A 15,848-nucleotide genomic window follows, 5' to 3' on the forward strand; every position below is an offset into this window, starting at 1 on the left:
TTCAAAAGAGAAACTGAGATTTTTAAAATATTAAAAAATGACGGTATAAACAGTATTTGATTTTTGACAAAATAAAACTATGCTTTAAGCAAGATATATAAAATTTTATAGATTTATAGAAATATGCAAAAATTTAAAAAAACAGTCGTGATTGGTTTTGTGGGTTCTACTTTGGATCAAGGGAAAAAACTTGATCGCTGGCAACGCTGGCGTCCCACCATGAGTTTGTTGATGCATGAAGATTTAGTGGTTGATGAGCTGGTTTTGTTACATGATCGCCGTAATGTCAGCTTAATTGATCATTTGCGACAAGATGCTTTAGAAATCTCACCGCAAACCCAGATTACTGGCCATAAGGTGAATATCCGTGATCCCTGGGATTTTTCGGATATGTATGGTGCATTATATGACTTTGTAAAATCATATTCTTTTGATACTGAGAACAATCATTATCTATTACATATCACCACAGGTACGCATGTTGCGCAAATATGTTGGTATTTATTAATTGATGCGCATTATTTACCAGCCAAACTCATTCAAAGTGCACCTACAGGTAAACAACAACCTGAGGGTGAATATCGGATTATAGATTTAGATTTATCTCGATATGCCGCATTAACCCAGCGGTTTGAACATGAACAATCTGAAAACTGGCAGCAGTTAAAAGCCAATATTGCCACGAAGAACCAAAACTTTAATCAAATGATTCAAGAAGTAGAATTGGTTGCAACACGCTCAAGTGCGCCAATTTTGATTATGGGTGCAACAGGGGTCGGTAAGTCGCATTTAGCCAAGCAAATTTATCAATTGAAAAAGGAAAAATTTCATCTTTCAGGGCGCTTTATTGATGTGAACTGCGCAACGCTGGTTGGTGATAGTGCGATGTCGACATTATTTGGTCATAGTAAAGGTGCATTTACAGGCGCTATTGCAGCACGTACTGGCTATTTAAAAAGTGCGGATAATGGCATTTTATTTCTTGATGAAATCGGCGAGCTAGGGTTGGATGAGCAAGCCATGTTGCTTAAGGCCTTGGAGGATAAGTCATTCTTTCCTGTAGGAAGTGATAAAGAGGTCCAGGCTGATTTTCAGTTGATTGCTGGAACCAATCGAGATTTACGTGAGGAAGTTCGTGCAGGACGTTTCCGTGAAGATCTATGGGCTCGCTTAAATACATGGACCTTCTTTTTACCGAGCTTAAAAGATCGTGTGGAAGATATTGAACCGAACATCACCTTTGAATTACAGCGTTTTGCTGTTGCACATCAACGTCAGTTACGTTTTCATACCGATGCCTTAGAAAAATATTTAAAATTTGCGCAATCTGCAGATGCCAGTTGGCAGGGGAATTTTCGTGATTTAACTGCAAGCGTGACACGTATGGCGACTTTAGCCAATGGCGAGCGTATTGGTTTACATGAAGTAAATGCTGAGATTGGCCGACTACAACAAATTTGGAATATTGCTGAAAATAAAGATGCTTTAACCCAATCGTCACTGATGAAAATTTTAAGTGCTGAACAAGTGGCGCAGATTGATGAGTTTGATCGTATTCAATTGCAAGGGGTGATTGAGGTTTGCCAAAAATCGAAATCCATGGCCGATGCTGGACGGCGTTTATTTTCTGTATCTCGTGAGCAAAGACAAACCACCAACGACAGTGATCGAGTGAAAAAGTATTTGGCGAAATTTGCTCTGAGTTGGGATGATGTGAACGGATAAATAAAGTGAATCATTCACCTTATTTATCCTAGAATTCTTTTTAAATTCAGATTTATGGCACAAGAAGAAAACGCGAAATTGCGATTCTTAACTGCTTTAAATAACCTGTAAAGAAATGGTTTGCACCTGGCAATACCGTAATCAAATGGCGCTGCGGTTTCGCCCATTCAAGCAAATCAGAGAGTTTAGTCGTCGGATCTGCTTCACCGTGTACAAACAGGATATCGCCTTTAATTGCTGGGGTAACATAATGACGTAGACCATCTACAGTGGATGTTGGTAAACCACATAAGATCACTTGTTGCGGTTTAATTTCATCAGGGAGCGCATGATAGGCTTTTGCCATTACATGTGCACCAAAACTAAAACCGCCAACATAGAAAGGTAGACTTTTGTGTAATTGTCTAACGTGTCTAATGACCTCTAGAATATCTTCAGTTTCAGCAAAGCCTTCATCATGGATTCCATCGCTTTGTCCAGAACCACGAAAACTTGGGCGATAGACCACACAACCCTGTTCAGAGAGGATTTGTGCAAGTAAAGCAGGAACTTTATGTTGAGGTGTACCACCTTGCAGTGGGTGAGGATGACAAACGACAGCAAAACCTTTTACTTCGCCCACAGGATAGTCAACAAAAACTTCAATTTTGCCAACCGAACCTTGAATGAACAGTTGTTCGGACATAATTTAAACGATCATAAGCAGGGAAGTGCGATAGTTTACCGATTCTGTTCACAGAAAACATGAATTGGAATTAAAATATCCCGACTGTTATAGTTTGATTAGTTATTTTTTGATCAGGAAGACCATGCTCGCCTTAATTTCCCCTGCTAAGACGCTCGATTACCAGTCAGCACTCCCGACCGATACGCACACTCTACCAAGACTGCTGGATCAATCTCAACAGCTTATAGACCTAAGTCGTAAACTCTCCGCTTCAGATATTGCCAGTTTGATGAGTGTCAGTGAAAAAATTGCCAATCTCAATGCGGAGCGTTTCCGTGACTGGAATGCTGACTTTAGTTTTGCCAACGCGCGACAAGCAATTTTTGCATTTAAAGGCGATGTTTATACTGGTCTGGATGCATATAGTTTGTCGCAAGACGATCTCAATTTTGCGCAAGATCATTTACGCAGCTTATCTGGTCTATATGGCTTATTACGTCCTCTTGATTTAATGATGCCGTATCGTTTGGAAATGGGAATAAAACTTGCCAATACCCGTGGTCATAACCTTTATGAATTTTGGGGAGATCGAATTACCGATTTGATCAATCAGGATTTGCAACAAAGCGGCTCGACGTTATTGGTCAATATTGCTTCTGATGAATACTATAAATCGGTCAAGGAAGCAAAAATTCAGGCTGATATTATTAAACCAGTATTCTTAGATCAGAAGAATGGTAAATATAAAGTGATTAGCTTCTATGCTAAAAAAGCGCGTGGCTTAATGGCTCGATATATCATTCAAAATCAATTGAAAAAAATGGATGATCTTAAATCCTTTAATACCGATGGTTATTATTTTGATGCCGAGAGTTCATTGAAAGGTGAACTGGTATTTAAGCGTGATGAGCAAGTTGCTTAAGTATTTCAAGCGTTTAATGTATTGAAAGAGAGTTGGCTTGCTTAAGCCAGCTCTTTTTCAAAAATAATGTATTCATGACCAAGCGAATTTACCGCTTTGATTTGAACAAAATCAAAGCCATCTAATTTTAATCTCTCAACAGAAATTATTTCCCCCGAAATAAGCTCAATTTCACCGTCTTGATTGAGAAAATCATTTAGTTCTTCATCATAATCTATATTGTGATAGACACTAAAAATGATCTCAAATTCATCCTGATTGTCCTGATCTTTATAAAAATGGATTAACGGTCTTTCGGTGATTTGTTCATGTGTAAACTCATCACAGAACATGGGATCATAACCATGTTGCGTACCATCAAAAAGTAAAATTTCTTCATTGCTTTCTACATCTACCGCGTAGATGAGTTCTGGTGCAAAGTCTGTCCCACAAATGAGCTGATATTCTTCAAAAATCTCTCCATAATATTTGATTTTAAATATTTTATTCTGTGTGGAGGACTGTATTTGACCTCGCCATTCAATATCAATGAGATCTTGAAAATAGCCAGCGTGTTTATAACAAGCAAATTTGTCTAAATGAGAAGGGGCTAAAAATTTTGATTTATTGATCATGGGATAACAGCCAAAAATGTTGTATTAATATATAAAGTCTTAGATGTTCTATAAATATGATCATAGCTAAAACAGAAAATTACCTCAAACCATTCAATCAGTATTGGGCTGAATTTGCGAATCACATAGCAATCGAAACAGAGCAGTGTATTTTTTTACAGCAGTTGCTTGTTGCTGCTTATACCGAGCCACAACGTCATTATCATACGGTTCAACATATTGTCGAATGCCTTGAGTTATTTCACCAAGTAAAAGCGCAATTGAATGATCCTGTTGCTGTTGAGTTGGCAATTTGGTTTCATGATGCCGTTTATAATCCACAAGCAAAAGATAATGAACAACAAAGTGCTCAATTAATGCGTGAGCATTGTGCGGATATTTTAACGCAATCGGTCTTAGACAAAGTTTCTCAATGGATCATTGCAACACAAGAGCATCAACCGTCTAAACAGTATGATTTAAATTATTTACTTGATATCGATTTAGCAATTTTGGCTAGCTCTGCTGAACGTTTTGCAGAATATGAACAGCAAATTCAACAAGAATACGCGTGGGTTGATGCTGAAATCTATAAAGTCAAAAGAGCAGAAGTTTTACAGCATTTTTTTCACATGCAACCTTTGTATCAGACTGAATATTTTAGAAAAAATTTTGAGCAAAATGCGAAAGTAAATTTGTCAAAACTTTAAAGGTGAATCTAGATCAGCATAGAAATCGTTATTATTCGGTCTTTTATAAATTTGCTGATTTTATTTTTATAGTTAAATTTCATAACTTTAAGTATTTATTTTATTAAGAAACCTTAGTTTATATTTAGGAAAATATTTTGAACATTGTCAATATTTTGAGTTTATCAGGGCTTGTTTTCTTAAGCGCTTGTTCTCAACAAAATTCTTAGAATGCAGCTCCAGCGGAGTCTACGAAAAAAGCAGCGATTGCAGCAGATAATAATGACAAAGTTGATCGTGCAAAAGCTGATACAGGAAAGGCAAGCAGTGAAGTTGAAGTCGAAATTCCTACGACTGTTACTGAAGTAAAAATAGAGCATAAATCTAAAGGATTAAATTATCCTGATGAGCTTATACAGCAGGTAAAAGATGCGCAGAAACATTGTAAGCAAGCTGTAGCGGTTGATATGAAAAATGTTGTTACGGTTGTGGATTTAATTGGGGATGATCAGCCAGAATATATTTATGAACCTGACTCGATTAGGTGTATTGAAGATGGTGTATTTATAGGGCATGGGGGAGAGCAGCTGGTGATCTACCAATCTAAAGATCATAAAACCATACAAGAAATTTTTAACAGTGCAGTATTTTCTTATCAGATTATCAATAATCAAGCCAAAGCTATCGTTCAAGTCGAAGTTGGTGGGGGATATTGTGGGCAAAACATGGCAGAAATTAGCCGTGCAGAAGCAATCAATTGCAAGCGTAATCTGGAATGGGATGAGAGCCTAAAACAGCTGAAGATGGGTAAGATGTATGTTGATGAACCGAAGGCTAATGCTGAATAAGTGTTATTCAATATAAATAGCACTCTAAGCAGCCAGTTATGCACGAATAATCATACAGGTCGCTGTTGCATGTGCATATAATTTGCCATCTTCATCGACCAGTTTCCCTTCAGAAATGGCAAGACTTTTACTTAAATTAATCAACTGTCCAATAGCAAATAATTGCTTATTTTGAGGTACAGGGCGGCACATTTTTACATTTAAATCGATGGTCCCATAACCTACGCCTGCCTCTAGGGTGGTATGTACTGCACAACCTGTTGCTGAGTCTAAAACTGTTGCTGCAAAACCACCATGTACGCCACCTAAAGGATTTAAATGACGCTGATCCGCTTTGACTTTAAAACTTGCATGACCATGCGAAATTTCATGTAAATCCATCGGGATGGTTTCACTAATCGATGCTCTAGGAATTTGTCCATCAACCATTGCTTGTAGAAATTCAAGCCCTGTCATTTCTTTTGGGTGTTTCATATATTTATCCTTTATATGGGGTTCTAAAAGAGAACTTAAAATAAAATATGATGTTGAGGGATTTACTGTCAAACTTTTTATTGAATTTGAACGATTGAGTTGATCTTTTTAATGTTCAAAATCGTAGAATTTTTCAATATGGTTGGATTGATGAATGATTTTTAAATCAATTCTTTCACCCGTTGCCCACGTGGCAATCGATGCTTGTAAGTCGACATCAATAATATCGAGCTCTTTACATAAGGTTTGATCACTTTCAATCACAATGAATTGAGGTGATTGTGTCTTTAGACACTTTGCAATATACCGTTGAATATTTTGGAGCTGATAAACATCTATAATTTTATAACGCATACTTTTCCAAATATTATATTTAAATTGTTGTATTGACTAATTTAGAGCGAATCATTTCGCTTTTCAATTAAAAAACATCCGTATGATAAAAAATATCTGTTTCACTATAATTTCACTACATCATTGTAGTATCTTTATGGAAAATTTATAAAACAAGGAAATCATTATGAAAGGGCAATGTGTTTGTGGGGCAACAACGTTTACGGTTGAATTAAAAAATCATGATGTTCATGCGTGTCATTGTTCAATTTGCCGAAGACAAACGAGCGGTGTAATTATGACGATTGATGTCGAACAGGGCAGTTTACAGTTTACTCAAGATCAGCACTTAAGCATTTATAATTCTTCTGATTGGGGCGAGCGAGGCTTTTGTAACTGTTGTGGTACAAATTTATTTTGGCGGACTAAAGACCAGAGTTATTGCAATATCAATGCATTTGCATTGGATCAACAGCCTCAAGATATAAAATTCGATATGGAAATTTTTATAGACAATAAGCCTGAGTTTTATGCTTTTAACAATGAGACAAAAAAACTAACCGAAGCAGATGTGATTGCACTATTTGCCGGAACCACTGATTCTTAAGTGAGTTATTCACTGATTCGGATAAGACCTTAGATTTTTATAAAACCAATAATTCCATGCCAGCCAATTTAAGATTGACTGGCATTTTTATATGTTTGGACGCTAAGTTTAAGGTTTATAAAGCCCAAGTTCGGTCAAATGTAGTCTTAAAATCCGTCTAAGTTCCAACACCGCTTCAGGTGTCTCTTGGATCGAATGACCACCTTTGATAATTTTCTCAGATACTGCGCCGTCCAAATGTGAGCTGGTATATGGAACGATTCCATCCGTCATCACGTTAGGATCTGTGCTATTGGTGATATTGCCCATAATTGAATGATAGATCATGTCTTTCTTTGGCATCACGTTTTCAGTCAATTTGGTGAAGTTTGAGCTATGACTTAAGTCACTTGGACCATTTTGAATCAGTCCATGCCCAACATCTTTTAAAAAGTTTTTTGCATTTAAATCACGCTCATCAATAGAGTCAGCTAAAGCCCCTAAGAATGCACCTGGCAGCTTAATAATCCGACGAGCAGCCAAAGTGAACCAGCGATCAGCAAATGCAGTACCACGATGTGGTGCTGAAATAAAAATAGCACGGTCAAAATTAGGCACAGATTGAATGGTCAAACGAGATTTGAACATTGGATCATCTTTAAATTTATCAAATTTACGATTGTTCAGCATCTTTAAGGCGGGTTGTGTCAGATTGGCATCACTGACTAATAAGCGCGCAATAATCCCACCCATACTATGCCCAATCAACACGGCATCTTTAGCAGAAGCCGAATTTTGATTAATTGAAGCAAAACCTTGATTAATGATGGCATTGATCTGAAAACGGCTTTCTAAGATCGGCATATTGGTTGAATAAAAAACCTGCCAGACTTGATAGTGCTCACGTAATACATTGTCGCCCATAATATCATTGGTTAAACGAATCCACGCTTCAGGGCTACTGGCTAAACCGTGTACCAAAACAATCACTTTCTTATTTGGGTTATACGGTTCAAGCATATATAAATGAGGCATGGTCAGGCTTTGATCGCGATCAATTAAGCTCAAATAAGCTGCAATGCCTAAGTTGTTTTGAGCCAGCCATAGGCCATAGGGAGCTGAAAAGTTTGCAGCAAGTGGGTATTGCTTACCGCCAATTTTTAAATTTTCAATGCTATACGGGTCATATACATTCAGTTGAAAATTTGGGTTATGTAAGATGTTCTGTAATGATTCATTTGCATTTTCAGGTTGTGCTGCAATACTGACCGATAAATAACGCGGTTGATGAATATTGGGATTCATGCCATTTTTGTATTTATAATCAAATGGATTCACAATATATTTGTTTTCTTCAGGTGCTGTCGTGTTGGGTAAAATTGCCACAAATTCTGCACCGAAACCGTCTCTACGGTTGATCGAACGTAATCCTGAGAAGTTTAAATTATAGCTTGAAACGAGATCTTCAAGTTCAATTTGAGCCAGTGCTGGGTAGCCATTAAAATTAATACGATAAGTGCTTTTGCCCACTTTAATTTGTTTTGCCACTTTTTGGTTTTTATTTCTTATGGCATATGTCGAAATCAGTTTGGCTAAGGCTTGATTATAAAAGTCACGTATCTGAACTTGTCGGTTGTTAAAAATACGGTCTTGGGGTTGGCGTTCAGTTTTAAACAAATAGGCATAACTATAACGGATACTATTATCTAACATCACCATTTGCTGATCTAAACATTGCTCATAGTTTTTCTGAGAGGCTTGCTGCTTTTCAGTGGATTGATGTTTTGAAAAAAGACTGACTTTACAATTAGATGAGTCACCAAGATTGATTGCTTTGGTTAAGTAAATTTCACTTGCGGTGGAAAGCAGTTGTTCATCTTGAATCTGTGGAATTTCGGCTAAATCGGCCACACATTTTTCGGGTTCATCTGTACATGATTTGGCTTCACGTCCAGTCATTGATAAAACATTTAAGCTGGCTTCACTCATTTTTGAACGTGTCAAAATGCTGTCACGTTCATTGGCAATGGTTACGTTCACCTTTTGATTTTTTACACTGACAACTTGGCATCCAGATAAAATCAATGGGCTCATTGCTAAAGCACAAAGCAAAATATTGTTTTTTGAGTATTGCATAATCATTAACTAGATCAATCTTTGTCTGAATCATACGTTAGTTTTATTCAATTTATAAACAAAAAAATAGACTGAATGTTCAGCCTATTTTTTCAAAAATTTATAAATTTATTTTGCCAGAGCTGGGTTTTTCAAAACCTGCCAAACGTTGTAACGACCTTGTTTTTCAATTTCTTGAATTAAACGATCAGCAACTTCAGCTTCTTCTGGGTATTTCACTTTATAGTTTTTCAAGGTTTGGATCGCATTTTTCTTTTGCTCCATACCAATAAAGTTGTTTGCAGAAGATAAATAGGCTTCTTGAACACCTTGTTTGATGGCTTTATCTAAATATGGAATCGCTTCTTTTTGACCGCCACCCTCAGATAAAGAGAAACCAAACCACAAGTTTGCTTCAGCATCATCTTTGTTGATTTTGAGAATACGTTGAGCATACTCTAATGACTTGGTGGTATAAGAAGAACCTAAGTCAAGGTTACGTCCCAAAACACTGGCTTTAAATGCACGAATCAAAATATCAAAAGAAGCATTTGGTGCCGCAGCCAATTGGTCAAGCTGAGTAGAGACTTCTTTCAACTTAGTTTCAAAGCCTTTACGTTCTTTACGGTCACTAAATTGTGGTGGGTAATGACGTGCTTTACCTTCAACCATTTGCAAGAAATCATCAATTGCAGTGATGTCAATTTCATTGTTTCCAGCAAGTACTGCATATTTCATAGCGCGTTGTGCGCTATTTACTGTAGGTACAATCAGTTTATTGGTATCTAAAATGATTTTTTGGTTTGGATTTGCCGGATCTGTTACTTCGAGTTTGTTTACAGGTTGAGCCGCTGCTTTTTTCAACTCTAATTCAAAAACTGGCGGTTGCGAGTAATCGAAAGGGTTTAATGCATAGAACGGAGGAGACAATTCAGGCTCAGTGTAAATAAACGGCTCGTTAGCATCTATTTTATTCTGTTGCTTGGTCGGTGTTGTTGAACACGCAGTAAGTAATGATGTTGCGAGCAATGCATATGCCAAAGGCTTAATCGTCATGTGTTTCTTCCATTAATTTATATTAAAAAACGTGCATGCGCATCAGTCTATGAAAAGACGTCTGAACATGCAACTTGATTTGGTTCGTATTATTAAAAATTATACATTACAGTCTATTGACACTTCATTTTGTGAAGTAGTTGGGTCTGTTGCCATTTCATAAATGGCTTGCGTTGTAGGTTAAAATTGAGCAGGCAAGGCATGAAACGAAGAGAATAGCGGGACTATTTTCGAGTTTCATAACGAAGGCTGAGATAATTTTAGCCACAACCCTTCGGGACTAGTGTATTTTTTGCCGCTACGTCGTTACGAACTACTCATTTAGAATGACTAAATTTCGTATTTCGCGTCTAGTATCGCCTAAAAAACACACGTAGTCGCAAACATAGACGAATTGTCAACAGGCCCTAAGAAACCTTATGCTTTCGATGAGTGGTTTTGTGCTTCACATTCACGTCTAACTTCTTCAATAATTTTGATTTCATCTTCACTTAAAGGCTGTTCAATATTGTGTTGTAAATTAAAGGTTGGGTCTAAAAGTGATAAACGCTGGCACAAACTATTGATGCGTTTTTCATTTTGTTCCAAACGATCTAACAAAACACGCATACCATCAAGCATAGGGTCGGATTGTTCTGGTACGGCTGCGTAGGCTTGAAATTCTGTGTTTTCAATGCCACTGGTCATTTCTTCTGGACAACTTGGTTCTGGTGTAGTGACGATTTCTTTATCTTTGCTAATAAAGCGAGCAGGATTACCTACCGCCGTGACGCCATCAGGTACAGCTTTAGTCACCACAGCATTTGAGCCGACTTTGGCATTTTTACCGACCACAAAAGGGCCTAAGATTTTTGCACCAGCGCCTACTACAACACCGTCTGCTAAAGTCGGATGACGTTTACCTTTATTCCATGTCGTGCCACCTAAAGTCACCCCATGATACAAGGTGACATCATCACCAATTTCTGCTGTCTCACCAATCACCACACCCATACCATGATCGATAAAAAAGCGTTTACCTATTTTAGCGCCAGGGTGAATCTCAATACCTGTAGTAAAACGACTAAAAGAAGACAAAATGCGTGCTGAAGTTTTACAATCTTTTTCCCATAATTCATGGGCAACACGATGCATCATTAATGCATGTATCCCAGGATATGTGGTTAAAACTTCAAATGTATTACGCGCAGCAGGATCTCGCGCAAATACAGCTTGGATATCTTCTTTAAGCTGTTTTAGCATTAGTTTTGATCCTCATCTTTTGACTTTTTCCATGTACCATTATTTAAGGCTTGAACTCGGCTAAAAATGCCTCTTAATAAATGATATTCCATCTTATCTAATTGTATACGCCCAAATAATCGACGCAAGCGTAAAGGCAGTAAACGCGGGTTTTTAGGGTCTAAAAATTCGATATCAGCCAACATTTTTTCAATATGCGGATAAAACTGTTCCATTTGTTCGTGTGTGACCAAAGGTTCATCCCAATGCATATCTGCTGAATCTGTTACCCGCATCACTGCTTCAGTATCCAGTTTCTTATCAGCCAGTTCTAATGTTGCCATACGCATTTCATAGCACAGCACTTGAATTGCTTGAGCAACATTTAACACACCATAATCACTATTTACTGGGACTGTGACATGAAAGTTTGCCAGTGCAAGCTCTTCATTGGTTAAACCACGATCTTCACGACCGAAGACAATAGCGATTTCTTGCTGATGTTGAATAACCGCTTGCATTGATTTTTGCGCTGCAGGGCGTGCATCAAGCAAAGGCCACGGAATGGTGCGACTACGTGCACTGGTTCCAAATACAATATGACAATCTTTAATGGCATTTTCTAAGATGTCGACAATTTCTATGTGCTCAATCAGATCTGCCGCACCAGCTGCCAAGGCATCTATATCTGGGTGAGGGTAGGTTTTAGGTGCAACGAGCACAAGTTTAGTTAAGCCCATTGTTTTCATTGCACGTAGAGCACTTCCGATATTGGCAGGAAGTGTCGTATTGACCATGACAATACGTACATGACTTAAATGCTGTGAAATCACAGCATTGTCGAAAATATCCATGAATATTCCAAAATATTAAGCTTTAAATTCAAATAGGGAGGTTAGGAGAATTGGCCTGCATCTGCCATATAGTCATCCATTGCATCATCCATACTCATATTTTCTGGCGGTGGTGCAACTTGAGTCGGTTGGGCAAGTCCACGATGATCCACGGCTTTTGCCGCTTTAGATTTGACTTGGTATTCAATATGAATAGATTCTTTACCAAAGTAATCACGTAATTTGGAAAGCAACTCATCCAATGGGGCAACTTTCCATTGTTGCCCTAAATGTAACTCAGCCGTGGCATAGTCATAATCTAACTGGATCTGCATTGGAATGTGTTGACACATATCGACATTACAGAAAGGCAGTAAGATCTTTTGAATATCCGAGGCTAAAGTTTTCGTCATCACTTCAGTATTCAGTGTTATGGCAATGCTATTGGCACGCTTTTGTCGAATTTCATTAAGGGTGAATGCTTTGGTCAAACGACCCATAGGGCGGTCAAAACCTTCACGTTCATAAATTTCACCTTCAATCACCACCACTTTTTCATTTTGAATAATGTCTTTAAAGCGTTGGAAGCGTTCATGATTCGCAGAGACTTCGATTCGTGCTGTGCCGTCATCAAGGGTAATCATCATTCGATTTGGGAAATTGGCAATATCGACCACTAAACCAGCGAAAACAGTGGTTACACCACGACGAGTAGGGGTTAATTCATTAATTTTATTTGGAATAAAGGATTTTAATTCTGCACGATAGACATCAATTGGATGACCTGTCAGATATAAACCCAATGTATCTTTTTCACCTTTTAGACGCACTTCATCAGACCACGGTTTTACAGGTTTAGCTGGCTTACGTTGAACCTCTTCAACTTCACCAAATAAGTCCATAATACCCGTTTCACGATTTGAACGTGCTTGTTCAGCGGCTTGGACGGCTTCTGGAAGTTGAGCCATTAAACTTGAACGTTCAATTCCCAAACAGTCCAGTGCACCAGCGCGAATCAATGCTTCCAATGTTCTTTTATTGATTTTCTTCAAATCTACACGGTGGCAGAAATCGAATAAATCTTTAAAAGGACCATCTTGCTCACGTGAATCAATCACGGATTGCATGGCTTGTTCGCCGACACCTTTAATTGCACCTAAGCCATAAATAATGGTGTTTACATCACTGGCATAGAATTGGTAGAACGACATATTGACCGATGGCGGCAATACCACTAAGTTGTTGATTCGGCAGTCATCAATTAAAAATACAATGTTATCTGTATTTTGCATTTCCGAAGACATGACCGCAGCCATAAATTCTGAAGGGTAATGTGCTTTTAACCAAGCCGTCTGATAGGCAACTAAAGCATACGCAGCGGCATGTGATTTGTTAAAACCATAGCCTGCGAATTTTTCCATATAGTCAAAGATATGGTTGGCTGTACCTTCATCAATATCTTTTTTCGCAGCACCTTCAATAAAGGTGGCACGTTGCTTGACCATTTCCTCTACTTTCTTTTTACCCATCGCACGACGAAGTAAATCTGCACCACCCAGTGTATAGCCAGCACAGAACTGTGCGGCTTGCATCACCTGTTCCTGATATACCATGATCCCATAAGTGGGTTCGAGTACACTTTCTAACAGCGGATGTAAGTATTCAAATTCACCACCATGCATACGATGGATAAAGTCAGGAATAAGGTCCATTGGACCCGGTCGATATAAAGATACGAAGGCAATAATTTCTTCAAATTTACTTGGGCGTGCTTCTTTAAGCATTTTTTTCATGCCCACGGATTCAAACTGGAATACCGCGGTGGTATTTGCGTCAGCAAATACTGCATAGGATTTAGGATCGTCCAAAGGAATGTTTGAAATATTTAATGGCTTATCAGATTGAATACGCTTATTAATATTTTGAATCGCATCTTCAATTACAGTAAGGTTACGTAAGCCCAAGAAGTCGAATTTTACTAAGCCCGCAGCTTCTACATCATCTTTATCGAATTGGGCAACCCGTCCTGTACCATCAGCTTCACACAAAATTGCCGAATAATCGGTGATTTTGGTTGGCGCGATGACTACACCACCTGCGTGTTTACCTGTATTACGGGTAATGCCTTCAAGCTTGAGTGCCATTTCCCAGATTTCAGCAGCATCGTCATAATCTGGGTTGGATGGATTGGTCACAATATCTTTAAGTTGTGGTTCAGCCTCAATAGATTCTTCTAAGGTGAGACCTAAAGGTTTAGTCGGAATCATTTTAGAAATACGATCTGCCAAACCGTAAGATTTACCTAAAACCCGTGCTACATCTCGAATCGCACCTTTAGCAGCCATGGTACCGAAGGTTGCAATCTGAGAAACCGCATCACGACCATAATGGCGTGCCACATAATCGATGACCTTATCACGCCCAGCGATACAGAAATCGATATCAAAGTCGGGCATGGATACACGTTCTGGGTTTAAGAAACGTTCAAAGAGTAGGTCATAACGCAGCGGGTCTAAGTCAGTAATTTTTAAACTATAAGCGACGAGTGAGCCTGCACCTGAACCACGACCGGGACCTACAGGAACACCATTGTTTTTAGACCATTGAATAAAGTCCATGACGATGAGGAAGTAACCAGGGAAATCCATTTTATTGATAATGCCAAGCTCATAGGCTAGACGTTCATCATAAGGCTTACGAATTTCAGCCCAATCTTCATCACGTGTTTCAACAGGGTAAAGGAAGTCTAAACGTTCTTCTAAACCAATTTCAGAGAGATGCTCAAAGTAAGAATGGATAGTATGACCTTCCGGAATTGGATAGTCTGGTAGATCATGGAATCCTAAACGGAGTGAAACGGTACAACGCTTTGCAATTTGTAAGGTATTTTCTATGGCACTTGGAATATCTGCAAACAGCTTAATCATTTCAGCAGAGGTTTTAAAATATTGCTCAGGGCTGTAATGCTTAGGACGTTTACTATCGCCTAGAACATAACCATCTGCGATACAAACGCGTGCTTCATGTGCTTCATAATCTTCTGGTCTAACAAAATGCACATCATTATGTGCCACAACACCAATATTATATTTTGCAGCGAGTTTAACCGCTTCTTCATTGAAGCTTTCTTCTAATGGGCGACCTGTACGCGTCAGCGCTAAATAAACACGATTGCCAAATTTTTCGATCCATTGTTCTAACAGCGGTTCAGCTTTTTCAGGATAAGCTGCACAGAGCATTTCTCCGACATCACTATGTAGGCCCAAAAGTACAATGATGTCTTGAGACTGTTCAAGTACCCAATCTTTTTTTACACATGGAATCGACAGCTGTTGTCCTTCAATAAAGCCGCGAGAGACAATTTCAGTCAGACCACGCCAGCCTTTATTGGTCATTGCCAGTAAGGTTGCTTTATGGTTTGCATCATTTAATCGAATTACACTGCCGAAAATAGGTTTAATCCCTTTCCCCAGCGATTTGTTATAAAACTTAACTGCTGCATGCAGGTTGGATAGGTCTGTAATGGCTAAAGCAGGCATTTCATCAGATGCGGCAGCTTTAATCAGATCAGGTATACGTACGATCGATTCTGTAATCGAGAATTCGGTATGAATACCAAGATGAACAAACTGCATAGACCTATCCTATATGAAACTGTCGGCTATTTTATCACGCTTAAACTGTGATGTGCTGAAATAAAATGTTCTGGATAAATTATTGCTTTGTATTTAAGTGTCTGAAATATATTTAAATATACTGAATTTTTTAATTTTGGCTTTTAGTTGC

The 15,848-nt window shown here is 38.4% G+C and carries 14 protein-coding genes; 5 read left to right on the top strand and 9 right to left on the bottom strand.

Annotated elements, in window-relative coordinates:
- The first annotated feature begins 123 nt into the window (after positions 1–123).
- Entirely contained in the window at positions 124–1,725 is a 1,602-nt protein-coding gene (gene rtcR / locus L3V46_RS07795; protein ID WP_239045373.1) for an RNA repair transcriptional activator RtcR, read from the top strand.
- Between the two features lie 52 nt (positions 1,726–1,777).
- Here rtcR and L3V46_RS07800 read toward each other — a convergent pair whose 3' ends face one another.
- Complete coding sequence (locus tag L3V46_RS07800; protein ID WP_004719268.1) at positions 1,778–2,410, bottom strand: alpha/beta fold hydrolase; 633 nt, start codon at positions 2,408–2,410, stop codon at positions 1,778–1,780.
- Between the two features lie 124 nt (positions 2,411–2,534).
- On the opposite strand from L3V46_RS07800, the gene yaaA reads away from it, so the two are divergent.
- Entirely contained in the window at positions 2,535–3,314 is a 780-nt protein-coding gene (yaaA, locus tag L3V46_RS07805; RefSeq protein ID WP_004719270.1) for a peroxide stress protein YaaA, read from the top strand.
- A 41-nt stretch (positions 3,315–3,355) separates the two neighbouring features.
- Here the strand turns inward: yaaA and L3V46_RS07810 are convergent, their stop codons facing one another.
- The gene (locus L3V46_RS07810; protein ID WP_239045374.1) at positions 3,356–3,928 is read right to left on the bottom strand and encodes a hypothetical protein; all 573 of its coding nucleotides are present in this window, start codon (positions 3,926–3,928) and stop codon (positions 3,356–3,358) included.
- A 56-nt stretch (positions 3,929–3,984) separates the two neighbouring features.
- On the opposite strand from L3V46_RS07810, the gene L3V46_RS07815 reads away from it, so the two are divergent.
- Positions 3,985–4,617, top strand: a complete 633-nt coding sequence (locus L3V46_RS07815; protein ID WP_239045375.1) for a metal-dependent hydrolase — start codon at positions 3,985–3,987, stop codon at positions 4,615–4,617.
- A gap of 446 nt (positions 4,618–5,063) precedes the next feature.
- On the top strand, positions 5,064–5,444 hold the full coding sequence (locus tag L3V46_RS07820) for a hypothetical protein (RefSeq protein ID WP_239045376.1): 381 nt from the start codon (positions 5,064–5,066) through the stop codon (positions 5,442–5,444).
- Positions 5,445–5,480: 36 nt separating this feature from the next.
- On the opposite strand, the gene L3V46_RS07825 is transcribed toward L3V46_RS07820, so the two are convergent.
- Together L3V46_RS07825 and L3V46_RS07830 are read right to left on the bottom strand one after the other, a co-directional pair.
- On the bottom strand, positions 5,481–5,918 hold the full coding sequence (locus tag L3V46_RS07825; RefSeq protein ID WP_034618304.1) for a PaaI family thioesterase: 438 nt from the start codon (positions 5,916–5,918) through the stop codon (positions 5,481–5,483).
- A 108-nt stretch (positions 5,919–6,026) separates the two neighbouring features.
- Positions 6,027–6,272 (bottom strand): hypothetical protein, encoded by a 246-nt coding sequence (locus tag L3V46_RS07830; RefSeq protein WP_004719281.1) that lies wholly within the window; start codon positions 6,270–6,272, stop codon positions 6,027–6,029.
- A gap of 166 nt (positions 6,273–6,438) precedes the next feature.
- Between L3V46_RS07830 and L3V46_RS07835 the strand changes: the two genes are divergently transcribed.
- A complete protein-coding gene (locus L3V46_RS07835) occupies positions 6,439–6,858 on the top strand; it encodes a GFA family protein (protein ID WP_034618305.1) in 420 nt (139 codons plus the stop codon).
- A gap of 108 nt (positions 6,859–6,966) precedes the next feature.
- On the opposite strand, the gene L3V46_RS07840 is transcribed toward L3V46_RS07835, so the two are convergent.
- The 5 genes from L3V46_RS07840 to dnaE all read right to left on the bottom strand — a co-directional run bounded on the left by L3V46_RS07840 (position 6,967) and on the right by dnaE (position 15,697).
- Complete coding sequence (locus L3V46_RS07840; protein ID WP_151801470.1) at positions 6,967–8,979, bottom strand: alpha/beta fold hydrolase; 2,013 nt, start codon at positions 8,977–8,979, stop codon at positions 6,967–6,969.
- Positions 8,980–9,081: 102 nt separating this feature from the next.
- Complete coding sequence (locus tag L3V46_RS07845; protein WP_096734442.1) at positions 9,082–10,008, bottom strand: hypothetical protein; 927 nt, start codon at positions 10,006–10,008, stop codon at positions 9,082–9,084.
- Positions 10,009–10,425: 417 nt separating this feature from the next.
- Positions 10,426–11,250 (bottom strand): serine O-acetyltransferase, encoded by an 825-nt coding sequence (cysE, locus tag L3V46_RS07850; protein ID WP_239045377.1) that lies wholly within the window; start codon positions 11,248–11,250, stop codon positions 10,426–10,428.
- Positions 11,250–12,083 carry an RNA methyltransferase gene (locus tag L3V46_RS07855; protein WP_239045378.1) on the bottom strand — a complete coding sequence of 278 codons (834 nt, stop codon included), beginning with the start codon at positions 12,081–12,083 and terminating at the stop codon, positions 11,250–11,252. Before L3V46_RS07855 ends, cysE begins: the two co-directional genes overlap by 1 nt.
- 41 nt (positions 12,084–12,124) lie before the next feature.
- Positions 12,125–15,697 carry a DNA polymerase III subunit alpha gene (gene dnaE / locus L3V46_RS07860; protein ID WP_239045379.1) on the bottom strand — a complete coding sequence of 1,191 codons (3,573 nt, stop codon included), beginning with the start codon at positions 15,695–15,697 and terminating at the stop codon, positions 12,125–12,127.
- Positions 15,698–15,848: the final 151 nt, after the last annotated feature.

It is taken from the genome of Acinetobacter sp. AG3 (genome assembly GCF_022343575.1).
Classification (GTDB): Bacteria; Pseudomonadota; Gammaproteobacteria; order Pseudomonadales; family Moraxellaceae; genus Acinetobacter; species Acinetobacter guillouiae.

Excerpts from the sequence above, each read along its gene's own strand:
- rtcR (WP_239045373.1), top strand. The coding sequence starts at position 124 with ATGCAAAAATTTAAAAAAACAGTCGTGATTGGTTTTGTGGGTTCTACT.
- L3V46_RS07800 (WP_004719268.1), bottom strand. The coding sequence starts at position 2,410 with ATGTCCGAACAACTGTTCATTCAAGGTTCGGTTGGCAAAATTGAAGTT.
- yaaA (WP_004719270.1), top strand. The coding sequence starts at position 2,535 with ATGCTCGCCTTAATTTCCCCTGCTAAGACGCTCGATTACCAGTCAGCA.
- L3V46_RS07810 (WP_239045374.1), bottom strand. The coding sequence starts at position 3,928 with ATGATCAATAAATCAAAATTTTTAGCCCCTTCTCATTTAGACAAATTT.
- L3V46_RS07815 (WP_239045375.1), top strand. The coding sequence starts at position 3,985 with ATGATCATAGCTAAAACAGAAAATTACCTCAAACCATTCAATCAGTAT.
- L3V46_RS07820 (WP_239045376.1), top strand. The coding sequence starts at position 5,064 with ATGAAAAATGTTGTTACGGTTGTGGATTTAATTGGGGATGATCAGCCA.
- L3V46_RS07825 (WP_034618304.1), bottom strand. The coding sequence starts at position 5,918 with ATGAAACACCCAAAAGAAATGACAGGGCTTGAATTTCTACAAGCAATG.
- L3V46_RS07830 (WP_004719281.1), bottom strand. The coding sequence starts at position 6,272 with ATGCGTTATAAAATTATAGATGTTTATCAGCTCCAAAATATTCAACGG.
- L3V46_RS07835 (WP_034618305.1), top strand. The coding sequence starts at position 6,439 with ATGAAAGGGCAATGTGTTTGTGGGGCAACAACGTTTACGGTTGAATTA.
- L3V46_RS07840 (WP_151801470.1), bottom strand. The coding sequence starts at position 8,979 with ATGATTATGCAATACTCAAAAAACAATATTTTGCTTTGTGCTTTAGCA.
- L3V46_RS07845 (WP_096734442.1), bottom strand. The coding sequence starts at position 10,008 with ATGACGATTAAGCCTTTGGCATATGCATTGCTCGCAACATCATTACTT.
- cysE (WP_239045377.1), bottom strand. The coding sequence starts at position 11,250 with ATGCTAAAACAGCTTAAAGAAGATATCCAAGCTGTATTTGCGCGAGAT.
- L3V46_RS07855 (WP_239045378.1), bottom strand. The coding sequence starts at position 12,083 with ATGGATATTTTCGACAATGCTGTGATTTCACAGCATTTAAGTCATGTA.
- dnaE (WP_239045379.1), bottom strand. The coding sequence starts at position 15,697 with ATGCAGTTTGTTCATCTTGGTATTCATACCGAATTCTCGATTACAGAA.